This is a genomic window from Bacteroides cellulosilyticus, from assembly GCF_020091405.1.
In the GTDB taxonomy this organism is placed as follows: domain Bacteria; phylum Bacteroidota; class Bacteroidia; order Bacteroidales; family Bacteroidaceae; genus Bacteroides.
The window spans coordinates 647,738-666,285 of the sequence record NZ_CP081903.1; the positions used below are offsets into that span (position 1 = coordinate 647,738).

Consider the following 18,548-nt stretch of genomic DNA (forward strand, 5'->3'; position numbering starts at 1 on the left):
TTATATAAAAAGTTGCTTCCCATCTTTCATATAAAAGCATCGTTCTTCTTTTCCACGAGTATGATTATGAAGCCAAAGCAAAGCACCATCAGGTACTCCCTCATAATAAAGTTCCGTACCTTCTGCTATCTGCTTTCCTAAAGATATCCAGCCTTTGATTCCACCATGATAGAACAATTCATACCGATCCCCCAAATGGATATAATTATCGTCATTGCGGGGAATCAAAATAAAGTGACTTAGAATTTGTGGAATACCCAAATCAAATATAAGTTGTTCTCCCTTTACTGCTGACATATAAAAAGAACTCCAGTCATCATCAGTCAATAAACTTAGAATTTTCTTATGTATATCACTCAAAGGATGATTAGCCCAAATCTTCTCCGGCGCTATCGCTGTTTCTGTATCTATGCCATACATATACCATTCTCCAACCTGTATTTGTTTTTCCTCCGGAGCAGAATAGCGCACATACCTGAATTTCTTCTGTACAGTTGGGAATAGTATATTATAATTTATTTTTGGAGTGTCCACAACTTGGCATAGCAATTCTGCATCCCGAAAATCCTTACGATTAGCCCCTTCTATTTTTACTCCAACAGCAGTTCCTAAAAACATAGGATTTCTTCCTATCGGGTATTTTCGCGTCAATACTACGCAACGTTTTCTGGTAGTATCAGGAATAAAATATTCTATTGAATCCTCTTTCAGCAAAAAAGGATAGTTAAATGCCTGCATTTTCCCAGCTTTTCGAAATGCAGGAAAATAAATCAGGCCAGGTTCCACGTTGGCAAACTCAATCTTCTTTCCATGAAATTCAGAAATATCTATCGGCTGTAATTCTGTCCCTGTAAATACACACAAATACCCCCAATGATCATCAATAACTTCATTACTTTCCAACTTGACATTACTCTCCGGGAAATATTCATCACTGGCATCTTTCATGAAAGGACGCCTAAAGAAAGCAGGAACTTCCTTGTCAGTATAAAGTCCGGAATACTTTTCCGGCTGTATTCCATAACAAGTTCTATATACCTTTCCTTTTTTCCGTTCATCCTGCGGTCGGCGTACTATCTCACGCTCTATATAATTGAAAGGTACAACAAGTCCTGTCGTATCTATCAATGCACTCCAAAAATGGCGGCTATTGTAACTGGGGGACATTTCATAAAAATCCATTGTTATTGGGATGCCCAATGAACGCATTACATAGGTAGCAATATCACAATTATCCCGACAGTAGCCCACTCGGTTTTCCAACAAAAACAACGCTCCTAAATGAGGCAAATTAAAATCCGTATGGTTAGTAAAGCCCTCTTCTTTCAGATAATTAGCCATTACGCGCGCAGCCTCTACTACATCATTCCCCTGATATAGAGAATCAAGCACAGGAGAATAACGTTCATAATATATTCGTCTCCATTTCTCTAAAGGTTCGTCCCCTATCCTATATGGAAGAACATATTCACAAAAATCCTCAAAACTATATTGCTTGCTCCAAGAGCGTTTTTCCCATGCCTCAAAAGCCAAGTCAATATTTTCAATTAAGATATCCGCTTTTATCACATCTATATCCTTCACCACCTGCGAAGAGCTATAATCGAAAGATTTCCAATGTGCAACGATTTCATCACTAATACGTCCTTTCTGAATGCTTTCCTTTTTCATTCGCTTCAGGCTGTCTATCTCCTTTCCTACATACGTCCGGTGAGCAGGCATATTTGCAATCAAAAAGCGAGCGGCTTCAAGCTTAAGAGGAATATTTCGATAATGTTCTAATACCTGCAACAACTCATCACGGTTATCGTCTGCTGAAGATAGGACGGCTCCTACCTGACTACCACCTCCACTACATGACATGACATAACAAGCACAAATCATGCCTATCAGCTGTTGTATTAGATGTCTATACACAGTATCACTTGCTTTATTTTCACTCTGCATTTCCTGATATTGTCAACCTTAAGGGTGAAATTTTGGCATTACAATACACAGTTATCGTTTTATTGAAGTGTTCTGGATGATCTGCCTTATAAATAACATGTAAACTCACATTCTTTCCGGGTCGAACAGGTTCCTGGGCATACTCCACAGTAGTACAACCGCAAGAGGTTGTGACATTTCCTATAACTAACAGATTCTCACCGATATTTTTCAATGTAAAAACTACTTTTTGCTCTTTTTTCCAGTCAAAACTACCAAAAGATAAGAATGTACTGTCAATACCGACTTCTGTCATCAAATCAGTATCTTCATTTGTTTGTACAATTCCTCCTCCTTGAATAATCTTCATATAGAGTTCCTTTATCTTAGAGTTATAAATAGGATTACCAATTGCCATTACTTTATTATCTTTATCTAACAGAAATGTTCGAAAATCATCATCTGTAGGTAAATTATTTAAAGCATTAAAAGAACCTCCCTCATTAAAAACAACCGGATAGTTAAAGTTATATCTCTTCAACATATATTTTGTTTCTTCTGACATTCCTGTTTGAAAAACAAAAAGGATAGAGACATTATAATAAGCATTCAACTCTTCAATAAAAGATTTCCATAACCCCAATTTCAACTTACAACTCATACATCCAATAGAGTCCACATATGAAAGAATATGGAACTGAGACTTTTCAGCAGTTTTAATTGTATCTTCTCCATAAATTGTATAAACGAACTCATCAGGATAAACAATCTCTTTTCCCTGCCAACCTCTCACTAATTGCACTTGATTCCGCTCTCTTGTATTACAAGAAACAAGCAAAAACATCACACCAAGAATACAAAACACAGCAAATAACCTATACATAAAATCAGTTATTAAACAAACGTTCTTCTACTATATTCAGATAACTTTCTACTTGAGAAGAATTAGTCATATAAGGTATAAACACATTATCAATATACCGATTTAGAGTTAGTAAGAATGAAATAGGTTCTATATTATGTTCCAACAATTTATCAGTCTTAATAACAGAATAAACTCTCATACGAATATTATGCTCAAGCAGTAACGATTTCAGCCCTATCCGATTTTCATAATCAGCCAACAAAAACACTCTATCAAAACCATGTTTTCTAGCCAAAGAGTTCACTTGTTTCAAATATGGCAAATAACACGTTGTACAACTTTTCTCAGAAATGAACAGAAAAAAAGATCTTTTTATAGATAACAAAGAATTTAATGATACAGTATCTTTATCATAAAAATCTGCTAAAACCATATCTTCCATCTGTTTACCCTCAAACCAATGCTGCATTTTAGCGATCTTCTCATTATCCTCAATTTCTCGTTCCAACAATTTATTATGCCGATAAAGCATTTGTTCTGATGCAGACAAATCAGTCACATTTTTATTCAAGTTCACTATCTGAAAAAGTTGAAACAAAGTCAAGACCAAAAACAAGATTAAAAGTACATACCGCTTCATTGCACCATTTTTTTTAACTTAATCTTTAACAAAACCGGATTATCTTCTTCGGATATATTTTCACATAAATCCACCAAAAGAGCATGCTTTTGTTTGAAATCATCCCATTCTTGTAAAGACATTGATTGCTTACTGTTTGTATACCCATTAATAAGAACAGTAGGACTTATTGGTGCATACAAGTAATCATCAATTACAATATGAGGAAGATTAGTATATTTCAATTTTAGAATATTATTTTTAAAATACATATCATCCACAATATTAACCCCATTCATGATTTTACCTGTTTTCAATGAATAAAAACACAAACTAGTTTTTCCATTAAAGCCCAAACCAAGCATTAAGAAATCAGAACAGACCTGAAATCCCCAAAGTGAAACATATTCTTTACGTGACAATTTTTTATTTATAGCAACCACCCCATCATTAGGTTCTACTTCACTATAGTCCACTTTATATTTCCCAAAATCTAAATAAAAAGTAGGAGTGACTTTATTTATATCTAACGAATAAATTGTATCACAATAACAATATGTAAAGTAGTGTTTCCCTGCATTAGATGAAAAAGCATTCCAATTAAGATAATATCTCATTTTCGTTTTTTCAATAGGAGAAAGTTCTAAGAATGATGAAATCTCTTCATCTTCTTCTGTAAAACTACGTAACACTTTATTTGCCTCTCCTCCTAAATTGGTATATCTCATTATATAGGAACCATTTGAAAACGTCACGACATCACCCGCATAATAAGGCATAGGAGATTCATATAAATAATGACCTACAGAATCGTAAGTAACAGCTTTCCCCCAACCCAAAACTTTTAAATCAGCATTAGGCATTAATGCGAAAGTTCCCATTTCTACATATTCCCCTTTACCTTGTCCAATACAATCCAGTTCACAAAGAAATTTGCCTTGCTCAGAAAACACTAATGCCCTAGCATTACTCAATCCACTCGTCACTAACATATAGTAACGTCCATTTCGATAATATATCTTCCTAATTTCACCAATCAGACTTTGCGAAGTAGTTTCTAATGGTATAACCTCAACAGACTCAGCAAAACTTGACAACTTCAAGGACGAAGTAAATGATAAATCTGATAAATCAATTTTTTGCACTTCTACTGTTCCATTCGTCTTTTCATTAGAGCAAGCAAAAAGCAACATAGTAATAAAAATATAAAAGAATATCTTCATAGCATTTATAGTTTTTGAGAAGTCCTCCATCCTTCAAATGAAAGACTTCTCTGCTTAATTTAAACTGTCTTAGCAAGGGACTTGATCATGTACATTACATGTGCTTGTATCGTCTCTTCTACACACTAAGCAGCTACCCTCTTGTCTCAATTCATAGCCACCATAATCTACAATCTCACCACGGGCCAATGCCTCCACATCACTCAAAGCCAAATCAGAAATAGCTATTCGTCCTTGAGTAGAGTAAATATTATAGCCTGCAATTGCCGCAAACGCTGCAACAAAAGCTATTTTCATAAACTTCTTCATTCTTATATTGTTTAAAACGAAAATATTTTTAATTAACTATATCAAGCACACTTCATGTGCAGTCGAAAATTAAGATATAACTATCTCATTAGAGCATATTTCACACTGCGCTATCGTCACAGCTGAAACCAGTTTCCGTTTTTCATTAAAAATTTGTATCTTCGCCAGGCTTCTAAATTTTAGGAGTTACGGAGCATTCGGTATTCTATTGCAGCAACAAGTCGTTTACCGTCTGCTCCTTTTAATAAGCTTTATCACTCTATATAGTTTTTACGCTATATTCTAATATAGGTTCATCCCGATTCACATCCGTAGCATAAATAACTCCACGTTGTTCATCTACCAATATACCACAAATGTAATGGTCTAATATATATTTCTTTAATGGTTCACCTGTCAGACTAAATACATAGATATATTGTCCACCGTCCAAGTGATTAACGCCATTCTGCACATCTCGTGCTATATCCTTGAATGAACGCCCATGAAAGACTGTATAAATGGCTCGATCCGTCACCTGCACATCACTAAATCCCATAATACCCGTAGGAATACCATAGCCTCCAGATACCTGAAATTCCGGCTCACCATGAGGCCCCATGCATACAACATGCGTACTGTCTTTCAGATTATAAATTTCGAGTACTTCACCCAACTGAGTGGCAACAGCAAGTATTCCATTTCGGGGATTGTAATCTATAAAACTACGCCATGCTTGCGCCAAAGCCGGACGGGCACTCTGTAAAGCATCTTCATTGACAGTAGGAATAGCGCCAAACTTATACATCAATTTTCCATCTCTGCATACTTTGCAAAAGCGACTATCACCCGAATAATCGGGAATGATAAAGGTAGAGTCCTCACACATCACAAAATCGAGTGCCCTAAGAATATCTCTATCCAGACTCACCGCTTCCTGACGAAGCAGTGAATCACCGGATAAAGCAAACTCAAACCTTGTTAATTCTGACTTATTAGCATCCAATGTCCACAAAAAAGCCCCATTCCATCGGCAATTTTCAGCAGAAAGCATGTCCTGCGGTGCATCTCCACGCTTCCCGAAAGAAGACAGGTAACGGAAATCAGGGTAACTGAATGCATGAAAAAAATAATCTGTTCCATGCAAATCAAGTACTACCGCCTTTCTATCTCCGATATGCAACCTAAAAGGATAGCGGAATAAGGCTGTATCCAGCAGTATTGTTTTTGCCTTCAATTCTTGTTCCTGCGGAAAATCAGTATAGTCCTTTTTACCGGAAATAACTGACTCTGAAGTACAGGAAATGAAAAGAAAGATATATGCAATACTAATAATATGAGCGATACGGAGTGGCATAAGAATAGACTTTATCGTGATTAAATGGACAATCAACCGAACCCGTTCCAAAACAAATAATATTAGTATTTTCAGTATCTGCCAAAGCTTCAATATTCTCTAATAGCAGAGAGGACATTTTTACAGATGACTGTTTACTGTAAACATACCCACCCATTGCAATAGCCACAACTCCCATAAATACCAGAATCTTTTTCATATTGTTTTTCATTTAACTATTATATTTTCCATCAATGATTATTACGCCGACAAATGTAAAAAATGAATAGATTCAAAACGCGTTTACAGGGGTTAAAAAAGGCGTAAGAAAATTCTTACGCCCCTCTTTTAGGCTGATAATAAATCACTTATCTTTTTTCAACAAACAAATAAAAGCCTAACTCATTTTGCTTATTTTTACCGGATTCTATTTTCACATGCGACTTTTCACTGTCAAGCAACGTCCTAAGATGGCTTATGGTCACTCTTCTTTTACCATCAATACCGGTATGTTGAGGACACCAACCACAAATCGCAACAACCCGGTCGTTTGATAAGAAATGATTCTTCGTATGAATAAATGCAGATAGCAACTTATAAGCTTGCCCTGTACAATTCACCACTTTATCTTCAAAAGTAAGCGTACACGCTTCCTCATCAAAAATAACTCCACCTATTTTATATTTCTTTTCAGAAATGTATAACACAACATCATCCGAGCTATTCACTTCATCGTTATCCTCTTTTTTCCGGTTATGCAAAAAGAGCAGGATAAATGCACACAAACAAAGGGCAGCAATAGTAAAACAAGCTATAACCCCATTCTTTCTCCAATCGGCATAGAACCAAGGAGACGGAACTGAAAGATAAGCCGTCAATTCAAGAAAATACATATCATCTAAATAGTAAGTTCCTAACTTGAACTTATCAGTCATCAGTGTTGAATCACCAGTCGTAAACCTTTCTCCTTTTCTATCACTCGGCAGTTCTGACTGCAACACGAGAGCAGAAGAACAATATGATTGTTTACCGTCTATATCTTTTTGCCACAACTCATTCAAAAGATCAACAGAGGGTGTATCCAACAATAATAATATACGAGCCTTTGAACTTAACACCCATGAAGTAATCAATAGTTTTCTTTCCTTCAACGAATCAACTTCCACCACCATTTCTCCTTCAGCTAGCACCATACGACGTTTCTTACTTTTCACTTTCTCCTCACCTCCGCTAAAAGAATACGGAATTCCAAGTTTATCAAACTCCCGATTCACCCAAAGCTCTGCAGCAGATTTCAATGAAGCTTCTGCCTTTTGCTTACAGCGTTCACGCCCCTCCAACCCACTCTCATAGCCTCTATAAATAAGAGTCCCCAGAGAAAAGAATAACGCTCCTCCCAAGATATAGCATATCAGTTTATAGTGTTTCATAATATAAATATACGTTTTACCTTACAAAACTACTCAATTAAAATTAAACACAAAGCATTACAAGGAGCATTTACACCACACAGCAATTTCTGCAGATTCAAACCTCTATTTCATACCCAACCGCACTATACCCGGGATGCACTTGCTCCGTACATTCTCCACTCAGAGGTACCTCTGAGCGAAGAATGTACGGTCTTGATACGGAGCAAGTCCATCCCAGGTATAAAGAGGATCAGTTATAGCACAGTGAAGAACATCCGATAATTAACTATGCAAAATGAAGCAAATGAACGCAAAAATCACGTAATTCGGAATAAGAAAAAAGTTTTTCCATACCTTTACACAATAACAAAAAGAACAACTTAAGAAACTGAACATCATGGGAATTATCAACCAAGGCATTCTCGGAGGTTTCTCCGGTAAAGTGGGACCAATAGTAGGATTCCGCTGGAAATCAAACTACTATATACGCGCACGGGCTGCCAAAGTCAGCAATCCGCGTACACCGAAGCAACAGGAACAACGCGGCAAATTTGCCACGGCATTCAACTTCCTGAAGACTATCAAACCTTTCATACGCATTGGCTACAAGGAGTTCACAGAAAAGAAATCCGCATTCAATGCCGCCATGTCCTATATGCTGAAGAAGGCAATAACAGGAGACGGGAAAGATATCAGGATTGACTTTAACCGGGTACTGGTATCTACCGGAAGTCTGATGCCGGTATTTGAAGTCCAGACTACAGTAACTAAAAGGAAAATTGCTTTCGACTGGAAAGACAACAGCGGCATGGGAAATGCGGAACAGGATGATACGGCCATGCTACTGGCATACAACAAGGATAAAGAAACAGCAATCTACGACACTGAAGCCGCCCTGCGCCGTGACGGACATGCCGGACTGGTACTCCCGGACAACTGGGAAGGTGATGAACTGACCGCCTATCTCAGCTTTTGCAGTGCCGACGGAAACAGTGTGGCCAACAGCATCTGCCTGCCGATATCCGTAACAGAAACAACCTTACATACCCCAGACTGTAATAGTCCGTCCGCCGAACTCCTCGCGACGATGCCAGATTTTATCGTCCCAACAGACCGATTTATCCCGGTTGAAAAGAATAAAATGCCCCTCGTTAATCACGCCACCACACCGGTCCATATAGCCGACTGTTTGTTCCAGACCTTTGGCAATAGTCTTTTCAAGGTCTCCCCGCTTGATTTTCAGCTCCAGGACAATACGCTGCAACGGACCTCCGTAGCCATCGGTCAATGGCTTCGTTATCAGCAGGTCTGTGCGTCCACGGCCTAAGCCGTATTCGCGGTCGATGTATCCCCCGCCATTTACCACCCGTTGCAGGAAGGCTTGCAGAAGGAGCTGGGGACCGCTTTCCTTATAGTCGAAACGTTCTATCCACGAATCGGCATTCTCGCGGAAGAATTGCTGGAAGTCGAGGAGGAGTTTCTCCATATTGATGCTGTTGTCGGGGTTGATGTACCAGGCAGCTTGCTGCACAAGTGTCTGCTGGCGTGCCCACGTCAGTTCACGGGGAATGATTTCTTTGTAAATGGCATTGGCTATCCGTAGGGGCTTGTCACGGACAATCAGTCCCATATCCACTACGTACTGGATATCGTCGTCGCGCAAATGTTCTTCAACGTCCCCGTCCTCTCCTGCCAGGATGGGGGCAATGACATTGCGCACACGCTCCTCGCGCAACTTGTCTATCAGGATATCTATGTGCGTATCCCGACGGTAAATAATGCGTTCCTGTGCTTTGTAAATCATTTCGGGAATGATACGGATGCTGCGGTTGCGGTTCTCCCGCATCTCCTCGGTCACCTCGTAGCCCAAGGCATTGACCAGCCAGGGTTGACCTTCGGTTGCCTCCCAAATCATAGGAAAGCAACCTTCGTCAAATTCTTGCCCCGTGGTAGCGGTATGTTGCAGATAGAGTTCATGAATCTCTTCACGCGAAAAGTTCCCTAAGTGCAGGGACTTGGCTTTGATATTGAAAGCCGAACCACCAGTAACGATGTCCTGATTGGAAGTCACGATACGGTAATCGCGTACATCACGCACACCGCAGAGAATAATGCTTTGCGGAAAATGTTGCGGACGCTGATCGTAACCGGCACGTATCTGCCGGAGGACGCTGACAAGCGAGTCGCCCACCAATGCATCTATTTCGTCAATAAAAAGAAGAAGCGGCTTGTCGAGGGCTTCGCTCAAGAGGCGAAGATAGGAGGTTATAAAGCCTTCTCTTTCTTTTTCGGCTTCTTCCATCACTTCGTAAGGGATACGGTTATTCAGCACGATGGAAGCCCGGCTGGCAATGGCACCTACAAAGCGTTGCTCCACTTCGTGGATATTGTTGCGAAAAGCTTGTCCGGCTTCCACATTGGCATAAACGACATAGAATTCACCGCGGGCATTCAGATAGTCACGGAGCGCCAACAGGCAGGAGGTCTTCCCTGTCTGGCGGGGAGCGTGAAGAACAAAGTACTTCTTCTGATAAATCAAAGACTCTATTTCTTCAAGCTCAATGCGGGTAAGAGGGTCAATATTATAATGGTCAGCAGGCTTTATCGGCCCTGCCGTATTAAAGAACTTCTGTACTTTTCTCATGACTCTAATTCATTTATCGTTGTCAGACACAAAGATAACGCATTTCTCCGATAAATGCAGGAAGAGGCATTAAAAAAGGGAAACCAACGAATCGGCTTCCCTTTTTTATTTCGAAACGAGAGTATAGCTGATTAGCCATTAACTCTTTTTTCTTTAATTCTTGCTTTCTTACCGGTAAGAGCACGCAGATAGTACAATTTAGCGCGACGAACCTTACCTACCTTGTTCACTTCGATGCTGTCGATAGCCGGTGATTCGATTGGGAAAATACGTTCTACACCTACGGTACCAGACATTTTGCGTACAGTGAAACGCTTTTTGTCTCCATGACCGGAAATCTTGATAACAACACCACGATACAGCTGTACACGTTCTTTGTTACCTTCGATGATACGATATGCTACTGTAACAGTGTCACCTGCTTTGAAGCTCGGGTGTTGTTTACCGGTAGCAAATGCTTCTTCTGCAATTTTAATTAAATCCATTGTTATTATTCTTAAATTGTTTGATCGTTACAACGCAACATACCAGGCTTCTCTCGTAGGTCCTGACAGCGATTGCGCGAAAGCGGTGCAAAGGAACGAATTATTCGGCAGATACACAAATAATTCGCTCGTTTTTTGCTTAGCGACGATCGCCTGAAGAACGGCTGGAACTACCGGAACTACTGCTTCTTGTTGAAGAAGAACCGCTGCTGCGGGTACTGCTTCCGGAAGAACTCCGTACATTGGAAGAACTGCTTTCCTTACGTTCGGTACTCGGTGTAGTACTGCTGCTACGGCGGGAAGAGCTTGTATTGCTCTTCGTTTCACTACTGCTATTGGTACGCGTACTGCTACTGTTAGTACGAGAACTGCCACTATTACGTGAACTACTATTATTGGTACGCGAGCTATTATTAGTGTCAGTAGCACTACTCCTCGTACTACTGTTGGTACGACGTGAACTACTATTATTGTTGCGTGAACTGCTGCTGGTATTAGTAGTTGCATTGCTGTTCGTACTTTCCCTGCGGGTAGTGCTTGGAGTGGTAGTGCGATTACTACTTGAACTACTGCGACGGGTAGTATACACATCATCTCTCGACGGCACACGGTCAGAGCCGGGACGTACAGTTACAGAGCCAAAATCCGAACGGCGGTGTGTTGTATAAGACTTGGTATCACGAATACGATACGAACCATTATAAAATGGATGTTTGTAGCGTCCGCGATAATAGCTCACATTATTATGATGCGTGCGATAGTGCCCGCCTACATACGTGCGGTAGTGATACGGACGGGGGAAATAGAAATGATTGTGGTTGGTATACGTGACATAAACACGGAAGTACCAACGGTTTCCACTGGTATAGATGGGGCGGTAAAAATACTCCGCCTGCATAAAGCGGGTATACTGTCGGCTACTAAGCACCCAGCGGAGATCGTCATTACGTACATCCAGATAGTCATAATATCGGTTGAGTGCCCATTCATTACCATATAGCACATCATCCATTACATAGCGTACACCGGAAATGAAGTCATAATTGATTTCATATACATCATTGTATTGTTCGGTGCTCAGGTTCAGCTCGTAAGCCATTTTATCTGTGAGGAAACGAGTCTCCTTACGTACTTTGCTATTACTCATAGCATTCGTGCCTGCGCTGCAAACAGCAGTACTCAAAGTGGCAAGCAGGATAAATAATATTCGTTTCATGATAGCGTTTTTTACTTAGTTTATGAATTGTCTATTCTTTGTTGGAAACAAAAATAGGGGAAGATTATCCCCTATTCATTTGTTTCTCTCTATTCTTATATAGGGATTTCCCTAATCTGTTTAGGACTTCGGGGATTTTGCCAACACGATGCCATCCTCTTTCAAAAGGATGAGATGTTTCTTATAAAGGTCGCCTACACCTTTCTTGAAAGTTTTCTTGCTAACGCCAAAAGTGGCATAAATGTCATCTGCCGGACTTTTATCATTCAGAGATATCTGCCCGCCATTATCCTTTATATATTGCAACAGGGTTTTCGAGAAGTCATCCACTTTTTCAAAACCCGGCTTCTGAAGTATCAAGTCTATCTTACCATCCTCACGTACTTGCTTGATGAAAGCTTTCACCTGATCGCCGGTATGCAAAGGCTGGAATATCTCACTATCATACAACAAGCCACCATACTTATTCTCAATGATCGCCTTGAAGCCTAAATCCGTTTTTTGCCAGATGAGGATATTCACCTCATCTCCGGCTTCATAAGGCGCGTCCTCTTTAGAAAGATAACGATCTACTTTGGCCGAAGCTACGATACGGTAGCTTTCATCATCCAGATGAGCATGGATAACGTATTTCTTTCCTACCTGCATCTTCATCTTCTGTTCACGGAAAGGCACGAAAAGGTCTTTCATCAATCCCCAGTTCAAGAATGCTCCATACTCATTTACCCATGCTACTTCCAAACAGGCAAACTCGCCTACCTGCACCAGCGGCGTCAATGTTGTGGCAACAAGGCGTTCCTCGTTATCCAGATATATAAATACATTCAATTCGTCTCCCGGCTGGCAACCTTCGGGCACATAACGCAGAGGAAGCAGGATTTCTCCATCCTCACCACCATCCAGATACATGCCGAACTCCACCTCCTTGACTACCTGCAAGATATTGAATTTACCTAATTCGATGCTCATAATTTCTTTCGTTTGGGGCAAAGATAATGCAAACCAAAGGCAGTACAAAATAAGCTTGATTATTTTTAATGCTAAGATGCAGCTTATCTTCGCTTTTAAGCAAAGATTAAGCATAAGGCATAACTTTTCAATCTAAGCCATAACTTTTTTCTATGAACAAATCTCTTGGAAAACAGTTATTTTTGTATCGGGAAACTAAAGATAAGGAAAATTATATTCACCTTTTAAATACATAAAAGTTATGGAATTTCTAACAAACGAAAAGCTTACGATTGTAGGAGCCGCCGGAATGATTGGTTCTAACATGGCACAGACTGCCATTATGATGCATTTGACACCCAATATTTGCCTGTACGATCCGTATGGACCGGGACTGGAAGGTGTAGCAGAAGAAATGTTTCACTGCGGTTTCGAAGGACTGAACCTTACGTATACTTCCGACATCAAAGAAGCGTTGACCGGAGCCAAATACATTGTATCTTCAGGTGGTGCCGCCCGCAAAGCCGGCATGACACGTGAAGACCTGCTGAAAGGTAACGCTGCCATTGCTGAAGAGTTCGGTAAAAATGTAAAAGCTTACTGCCCGGACGTGAAACATGTAGTAGTTATCTTCAATCCCGCCGACATTACCGGATTGATCACTCTGTTGTATTCCGGTCTGAAACCTTCACAGGTAACTACTCTCGCAGCTCTCGACAGTACCCGTTTGCGTAGTGAACTCGCCAAGCATTTCCACATTTCTCCTGATAAGGTAGAAAATTGCCGTACGTATGGCGGTCACGGAGAACAGATGGCTGTTTATGCTTCAACTGCCAAAGTAGATGGTAAACCTCTGTTGGAAATCATCGGCACACCTGCCCTTACCGCTGAACAATGGGCTGAAATCCAAAGCAAGGTAACCAAAGGTGGCGCTAACATCATCAATCTTCGCGGACGTTCTTCTTTCCAAAGCCCGGCATACGTTTCCATAGAAATGATCGCTGCCGCTATGGGTGGTAAACCATTCCGTTGGCCTGCAGGTACGTATGTACACAGTCATGGCTTCGACCACATCATGATGGCAATGGAAACTGAAATCACCAAAGACGGTGTACACTACAAAGAGTTGAAAGGCACTCCGGAAGAGGAAGCCAAGCTGAAAGAAAGTTATGCTCACCTCTGTAAATTGCGTGACGAAGTGATTGGAATGGGAGTACTTCCTGCTATTAAGGATTGGAAAAGCATCAACCCGAACATTGACTAAATTATATATATAAGGGAATACCCCCGAGAACTCCTGTTTAGACTTTCCTTCTTGCGCTCACACAAACCGGGCGCAGGGGGAATTTTCTTTTATTTTTTCAGAAATCCTTTGGCTGTATTAAAAAAACTATTTATCTTTGCACCCGCAAACGAAGAAGGTGCCATAGCTCAGTTGGTAGAGCAAAGGACTGAAAATCCTTGTGTCCCCGGTTCGATTCCTGGTGGCACCACTCGTAAGCAAAGTATCGGAATGTAGCGCAGTTGGTAGCGCACTACGTTCGGGACGTAGGGGTCGGGCGTTCGAGTCGCCTCATTCCGACACAAAGAAGGTCTGATTCTCAAAAGGAGTTAGACCTTTTTTGTTACATTCTCAATCCCCCAAACAACATTATTCTAATTCTAATCCGATTCTATTATGCTTGACATCATACTGATCATATTAGGAAGTCTATGCCTCATAGTAGGCTTATTGGGATGTATCCTCCCTATAATTCCCGGACCGCCCATTTCATACGCCGGTTTGTTATTACTCCATATTACAGATAAGGCGCAATTTTCCACATCTCAATTACTGATTTGGTTATTTCTGGTAGTGATAGTGCAAGTATTGGACTATTTCACTCCCATGATTGGAAGCAAGTACAGCGGAGGAAGTAAATGGGGAAGTTGGGGCTGCCTGATAGGTTCAATCCTCGGAATCATCTTTCTCGGCCCGTGGGGAATTGTTATCGGTCCTTTTGGAGGGGCTTTCATCGGAGAACTCTTGGGAGAGAGAAGTGCAAGGGATGCCCTAAAATCAGGTATTGGAGCACTGATTGGTTTTCTGGTGGGGACAGTGTTTAAGGTAGTAGTTTGCGGGTACTTCGTGTGGTGTTTCGTAAAGGCATTGATATGATTTCACCACAGAGTGACACAGAGTCCCACAGAGTTCTGATTTCAAATTAAACTCTGTGGGACTCTGTGTCACTCTGTGGTGATTATACTATTATCGTTGCAATGTAATTCCCATCAACCCAATCACCACATCATTAGAAAGAGTTTCAAGAACGAGGTGGGAAAGTTTCTTATCAGGATTCAAGGGCATTTCAAGCAATATGGCACCACCACCATCCAATTCACGGGAGGCACCGGGAAAGCCTAATTCTTCTCCAAAGTTATTGCTGACCTCACCCGTTTTAAGACGCAGGCGATAAAGTGCCGGAGCATGTCGGTTGAAAGCCATACCATCTTCAAAGAAAATATGCTCAATGGGCGCCCAGTTATCGGGATTACGCAAAGCCATCTTATCGCAAGTACCATCTTTGTAATAAACACGTATCAGCCCATTGTCAATATGGCACTGCATGTGATTGGTGCTACCTGCCATGAGTAAATAGGCACGGGATGCCTTTCCTTTGAGAGAGACCGTCAAACTATCCGGATAATTATCCCACAAGGATGTGAAAGCTATATTTTGACCCTCAGCAGGAGTACGGAAAGGAACTCCCAGCTTAGTATTCAACACTCCCTTCTGAACGGAAGAACGAAGCCCGGAATCATCAATATCCACCGTATGCAAAGGATGGCACCATTCACCGATGCCTTGCTTGGGTATCTGCAAAGTGGTATAAGGAGAACGGGGTGAAAGATACTCATTACGGAATATATCTGTAACGGCAGAATTGAATTGCTCATCCATCACAACCGGTTCACACTTAGAAGAATTGACTTTAGCAAAGGCGGAGAACTGAGTAGAATTACCCTTATCTGCGGCCATCGGATTATCTACAGGAGCCCACCATTTCATATCCCCTTGTTGCATCGGAACGAAACGAACAGGAGCTTCGGCAGGGGTAGCTTCTATCTGAGACTTTGTCGGACTACCAAGCACTTCCCCACCCCATTCAATGTTAATTTCCACTTTTTCATCCGAGGAAGCAGGGGTAATAACGGAAAGTACCGGACGGGTGATGGAGTTCTCTACCAATGTCCATGTTGCAGGCTTTCCATTGACTGTAAGTTTCGCCACTTCCGAGCGCTGTGCCGGAAACTGAAGCTCCAATGTACGCACCGCAGGTAATCGGTGGATGATTGTATAGGATGTTACCGCTTCATTAGTATGCTTAAAGTCAAAATCAATATCCGGAGTATGCAGAGATGCAAAAGGCCAAGAGGAAGGTAAGCCGGGTTTCACCAGCAGGCGTCCGTTCATGGCATCAGGAAGGATACCATAGAGTCCTTGTATCAATACACGGGAAGCTACACCTATAGGATCTCCGAAGTCACGGTAACACTCTCCACGGGCAGCATCATAAAAACTGATTTGCCCGAAGTTACCGGGGCTTTCACCCAGATACATGCCATCGAGGACAGAACTCTTGAGCAGATGGAAACCTGCATCCGCACGTCCTGCCTGAAAATAAGCAAGAGCAGTATGCATCACTTCGGCAAAAGCAACGTTGTTGATACTCCAGGAATAAGGCAACCAGTTCGTAGTGGAAATAGTAGCATAACCTTCATCTTTCAAGCCATCGCCACGAACGGGGATATGTGGTATTTCGCGATCCACATAACTGGTGGCAAGATAGGCTTGGAAAGGATCGGCGATGTCACTATCCAATGCATGATAGATAGTCCATACACCGGGACTGGTATGCAGACGTTTATGCCCCATGAAATCCTGAAACTCAGCCCAATGTCCACGTTCGGGCATCCAAAGGCGGGCATTCAGAGCTTTCAGTATTCTGTCAGCTTCTTCACGATAGGATGCAGGGTCTTCGCCAATCTTCTCGGCAATCATAGCCGCGAGGCGATTGGAACGATAGTTATAGGCAGAAGAATGAGTGACCGCACCACTATTATAATAAAGGGCATCACTTGCCCAGATGCAGGCATAGGCATCATAAAGTCCGTCATTATCGGGATCATAGTTTCGTTTTTCCCAGGCAAGGTGACGGGTCAGGACAGGCCACATACGGCGGGCGTATTCCAAATCACCGGTCCAGTTGAAATGCCACAAGAGTTCATCAATATAACAAAGATTCATGTCATAATGATGCATCTGATCGTTCCGACGGGGGTTACGGCAGATATAGCCGTTACTGTATTGTGGGGTTCCCCACTTCTTTTCAGAGCGTGCCAAAGCAAGAGCTGAATCCTGTGCAGGGTGTGGAATCGTGTTCGGCACCTCTGTCACCTGACTGGCGGCATAAGCATTGAAGTGCGTACGGGCACGGTCGTGCCAACCTAAGGCATCACCGGTATAAGCAGCACGCCAGCCACTGAGAGGCATGCGCCAGCCAATAGCCCCATGCAACCAGACTTCACCATCCCAGATGCCATCAGCAGCTACGGCAAGAGCACCACCCAGAGTATTAAAGTATGGATCGGGGGTTGTGATCCTGATACGTGAGGCAAGATCGGCACGAGCTTGTTCAGACTTATTATAAAGGGAAATGCCTTCTTCCTGTGAAGGTACTACCAAGGAATAGTCACGTACAAGTACATAAACATCCTGCCGGTCGAAAAGGGAGATACCCAATGATTGTAATTGCTGAGGTTGCTCGGGCGCATCAAAACAACCGGGAGGATCGGCCCCCATGTCACCGTTACGGCTCAATCTGTTCAGGCGGATTTCACTCAACATAGGGCGCAAGACTGCACCTACAGGCATATTTACGGGAGTAATCTTCCAAATGGCAGCATCTTCATCCGGCAAAGCAAGAGCAGAGATTTGCAGTTCAGCATCTGCTCCCCAGGAGGGGTGCTTCAGACGATAGGAACGCCGTCCGGGGGTGTAGCGAGACTCACACCAAGCGGTTTCTTCCAATGGAGTCACTGAACTATCAGCCAGTACGAGATGGAAATGTATATTCTTACTGTTGCGCTTTTCGTAGACAGCAAAAATAGGACGGTCACTCGTTTCCAGACGGAAAGCGGTATGGCTGCCATAAAGGGCACGAGTATAGCGGTTCTTTCCATTGACACTTACAAAATCTTCACCGTCCGGGCGATATTGCAGGGTACGGGCAGCACCCCGCTTATGATCATTGTAAGAGGTGGATTCGATGCGGTCGCCGGCACTTTTCGGTTTATTACCGGTGGTATATTGCGCATAGGCGAAAGCAGGCAACAAGGAGATGAAGGTATAGAAAAAGATTCGTTTCATTATGATATAAATAAAAGGTGATAGGGTGATAGGGTGGTAAGGTAGTGGGTGATAGGGTGGTAAGGTAGTGGGTGAGAGGGTGATAAGGTGGTAGGGTGAGAGAGTGGTAGAATGATAACGCTCTGCGATATATAGCGTAGCTACTTTATCACCCTATCACTTTATCACCCTATCAC

General features: G+C 41.9%; 15 protein-coding genes, 2 tRNA genes and 1 pseudogene. 5 read left to right on the forward strand and 13 right to left on the reverse strand.

All coding sequences use genetic code 11. The annotated features are described in order from the left end of the window. The 8 genes from K6V21_RS02260 to K6V21_RS02295 all read right to left on the reverse strand — a co-directional run bounded on the left by K6V21_RS02260 (position 1) and on the right by K6V21_RS02295 (position 7,687). Positions 1-1,917, reverse strand: a complete 1,917-nt coding sequence (locus K6V21_RS02260) for a hypothetical protein (protein WP_224320733.1) — start codon at positions 1,915-1,917, stop codon at positions 1-3. A gap of 19 nt (positions 1,918-1,936) precedes the next feature. Further along, the gene (locus tag K6V21_RS02265; RefSeq protein ID WP_007217139.1) at positions 1,937-2,809 is read right to left on the reverse strand and encodes a DUF1573 domain-containing protein; all 873 of its coding nucleotides are present in this window, start codon (positions 2,807-2,809) and stop codon (positions 1,937-1,939) included. A 4-nt stretch (positions 2,810-2,813) separates the two neighbouring features. Further along, entirely contained in the window at positions 2,814-3,431 is a 618-nt protein-coding gene (locus K6V21_RS02270) for a hypothetical protein (RefSeq protein WP_007217138.1), read from the reverse strand. Beyond that, positions 3,428-4,633, reverse strand: a complete 1,206-nt coding sequence (locus K6V21_RS02275) for a 6-bladed beta-propeller (RefSeq protein WP_007217137.1) — start codon at positions 4,631-4,633, stop codon at positions 3,428-3,430. Before K6V21_RS02275 ends, K6V21_RS02270 begins: the two co-directional genes overlap by 4 nt. A 69-nt stretch (positions 4,634-4,702) precedes the next feature. Continuing rightward, positions 4,703-4,942: an NVEALA domain-containing protein gene (locus K6V21_RS02280; protein ID WP_007217136.1), complete on the reverse strand. Its 240-nt coding sequence runs from the start codon at positions 4,940-4,942 to the stop codon at positions 4,703-4,705. 259 nt (positions 4,943-5,201) lie between these two features. After that, positions 5,202-6,278: a BF3164 family lipoprotein gene (locus K6V21_RS02285; protein WP_007217135.1), complete on the reverse strand. Its 1,077-nt coding sequence runs from the start codon at positions 6,276-6,278 to the stop codon at positions 5,202-5,204. Then, on the reverse strand, positions 6,250-6,477 hold the full coding sequence (locus K6V21_RS02290) for an NVEALA domain-containing protein (protein WP_007217134.1): 228 nt from the start codon (positions 6,475-6,477) through the stop codon (positions 6,250-6,252). The genes K6V21_RS02285 and K6V21_RS02290 overlap by 29 nt, the downstream gene beginning before the upstream one ends. A gap of 148 nt (positions 6,478-6,625) precedes the next feature. Next, positions 6,626-7,687 (reverse strand): hypothetical protein, encoded by a 1,062-nt coding sequence (locus K6V21_RS02295; RefSeq protein WP_224320734.1) that lies wholly within the window; start codon positions 7,685-7,687, stop codon positions 6,626-6,628. A gap of 379 nt (positions 7,688-8,066) precedes the next feature. On the opposite strand from K6V21_RS02295, the gene K6V21_RS02300 reads away from it, so the two are divergent. Continuing rightward, on the forward strand, positions 8,067-8,996 hold the full coding sequence (locus K6V21_RS02300; protein ID WP_224320735.1) for a DUF6266 family protein: 930 nt from the start codon (positions 8,067-8,069) through the stop codon (positions 8,994-8,996). Positions 8,997-9,527: 531 nt separating this feature from the next. Here the strand turns inward: K6V21_RS02300 and K6V21_RS02305 are convergent. The 4 genes and pseudogenes from K6V21_RS02305 to K6V21_RS02320 form a co-directional block, all read right to left on the reverse strand. Then, positions 9,528-10,313, reverse strand: a pseudogene (locus K6V21_RS02305) (AAA family ATPase); the annotation flags it as partial. Between the two features lie 131 nt (positions 10,314-10,444). Then, positions 10,445-10,798 (reverse strand): 50S ribosomal protein L19, encoded by a 354-nt coding sequence (gene rplS, locus K6V21_RS02310; protein ID WP_007212144.1) that lies wholly within the window; start codon positions 10,796-10,798, stop codon positions 10,445-10,447. A 139-nt stretch (positions 10,799-10,937) separates the two neighbouring features. Then, positions 10,938-12,014, reverse strand: coding sequence for a hypothetical protein (locus K6V21_RS02315; RefSeq protein WP_224320736.1), 1,077 nt, complete (start codon positions 12,012-12,014; stop codon positions 10,938-10,940). Positions 12,015-12,134: 120 nt separating this feature from the next. Further along, a complete protein-coding gene (locus K6V21_RS02320) occupies positions 12,135-12,983 on the reverse strand; it encodes a S1 RNA-binding domain-containing protein (RefSeq protein ID WP_224320737.1) in 849 nt (282 codons plus the stop codon). 241 nt (positions 12,984-13,224) lie between these two features. On the opposite strand from K6V21_RS02320, the gene K6V21_RS02325 reads away from it, so the two are divergent. From K6V21_RS02325 to K6V21_RS02340, 4 genes are all read left to right on the forward strand, one after another. Further along, a complete protein-coding gene (locus tag K6V21_RS02325; RefSeq protein ID WP_007217126.1) occupies positions 13,225-14,226 on the forward strand; it encodes a malate dehydrogenase in 1,002 nt (333 codons plus the stop codon). A gap of 156 nt (positions 14,227-14,382) precedes the next feature. Then, positions 14,383-14,455: transfer RNA gene (locus tag K6V21_RS02330), tRNA-Phe, on the forward strand. A 16-nt stretch (positions 14,456-14,471) separates the two neighbouring features. Then, positions 14,472-14,544 (forward strand) — tRNA-Pro (locus K6V21_RS02335). A gap of 96 nt (positions 14,545-14,640) precedes the next feature. Then, positions 14,641-15,120, forward strand: a complete 480-nt coding sequence (locus K6V21_RS02340; protein WP_224320738.1) for a DUF456 domain-containing protein — start codon at positions 14,641-14,643, stop codon at positions 15,118-15,120. A gap of 90 nt (positions 15,121-15,210) precedes the next feature. Here the strand turns inward: K6V21_RS02340 and K6V21_RS02345 are convergent, their stop codons facing one another. Then, entirely contained in the window at positions 15,211-18,372 is a 3,162-nt protein-coding gene (locus tag K6V21_RS02345; protein WP_224320739.1) for a DUF4450 domain-containing protein, read from the reverse strand. Positions 18,373-18,548: the final 176 nt, after the last annotated feature.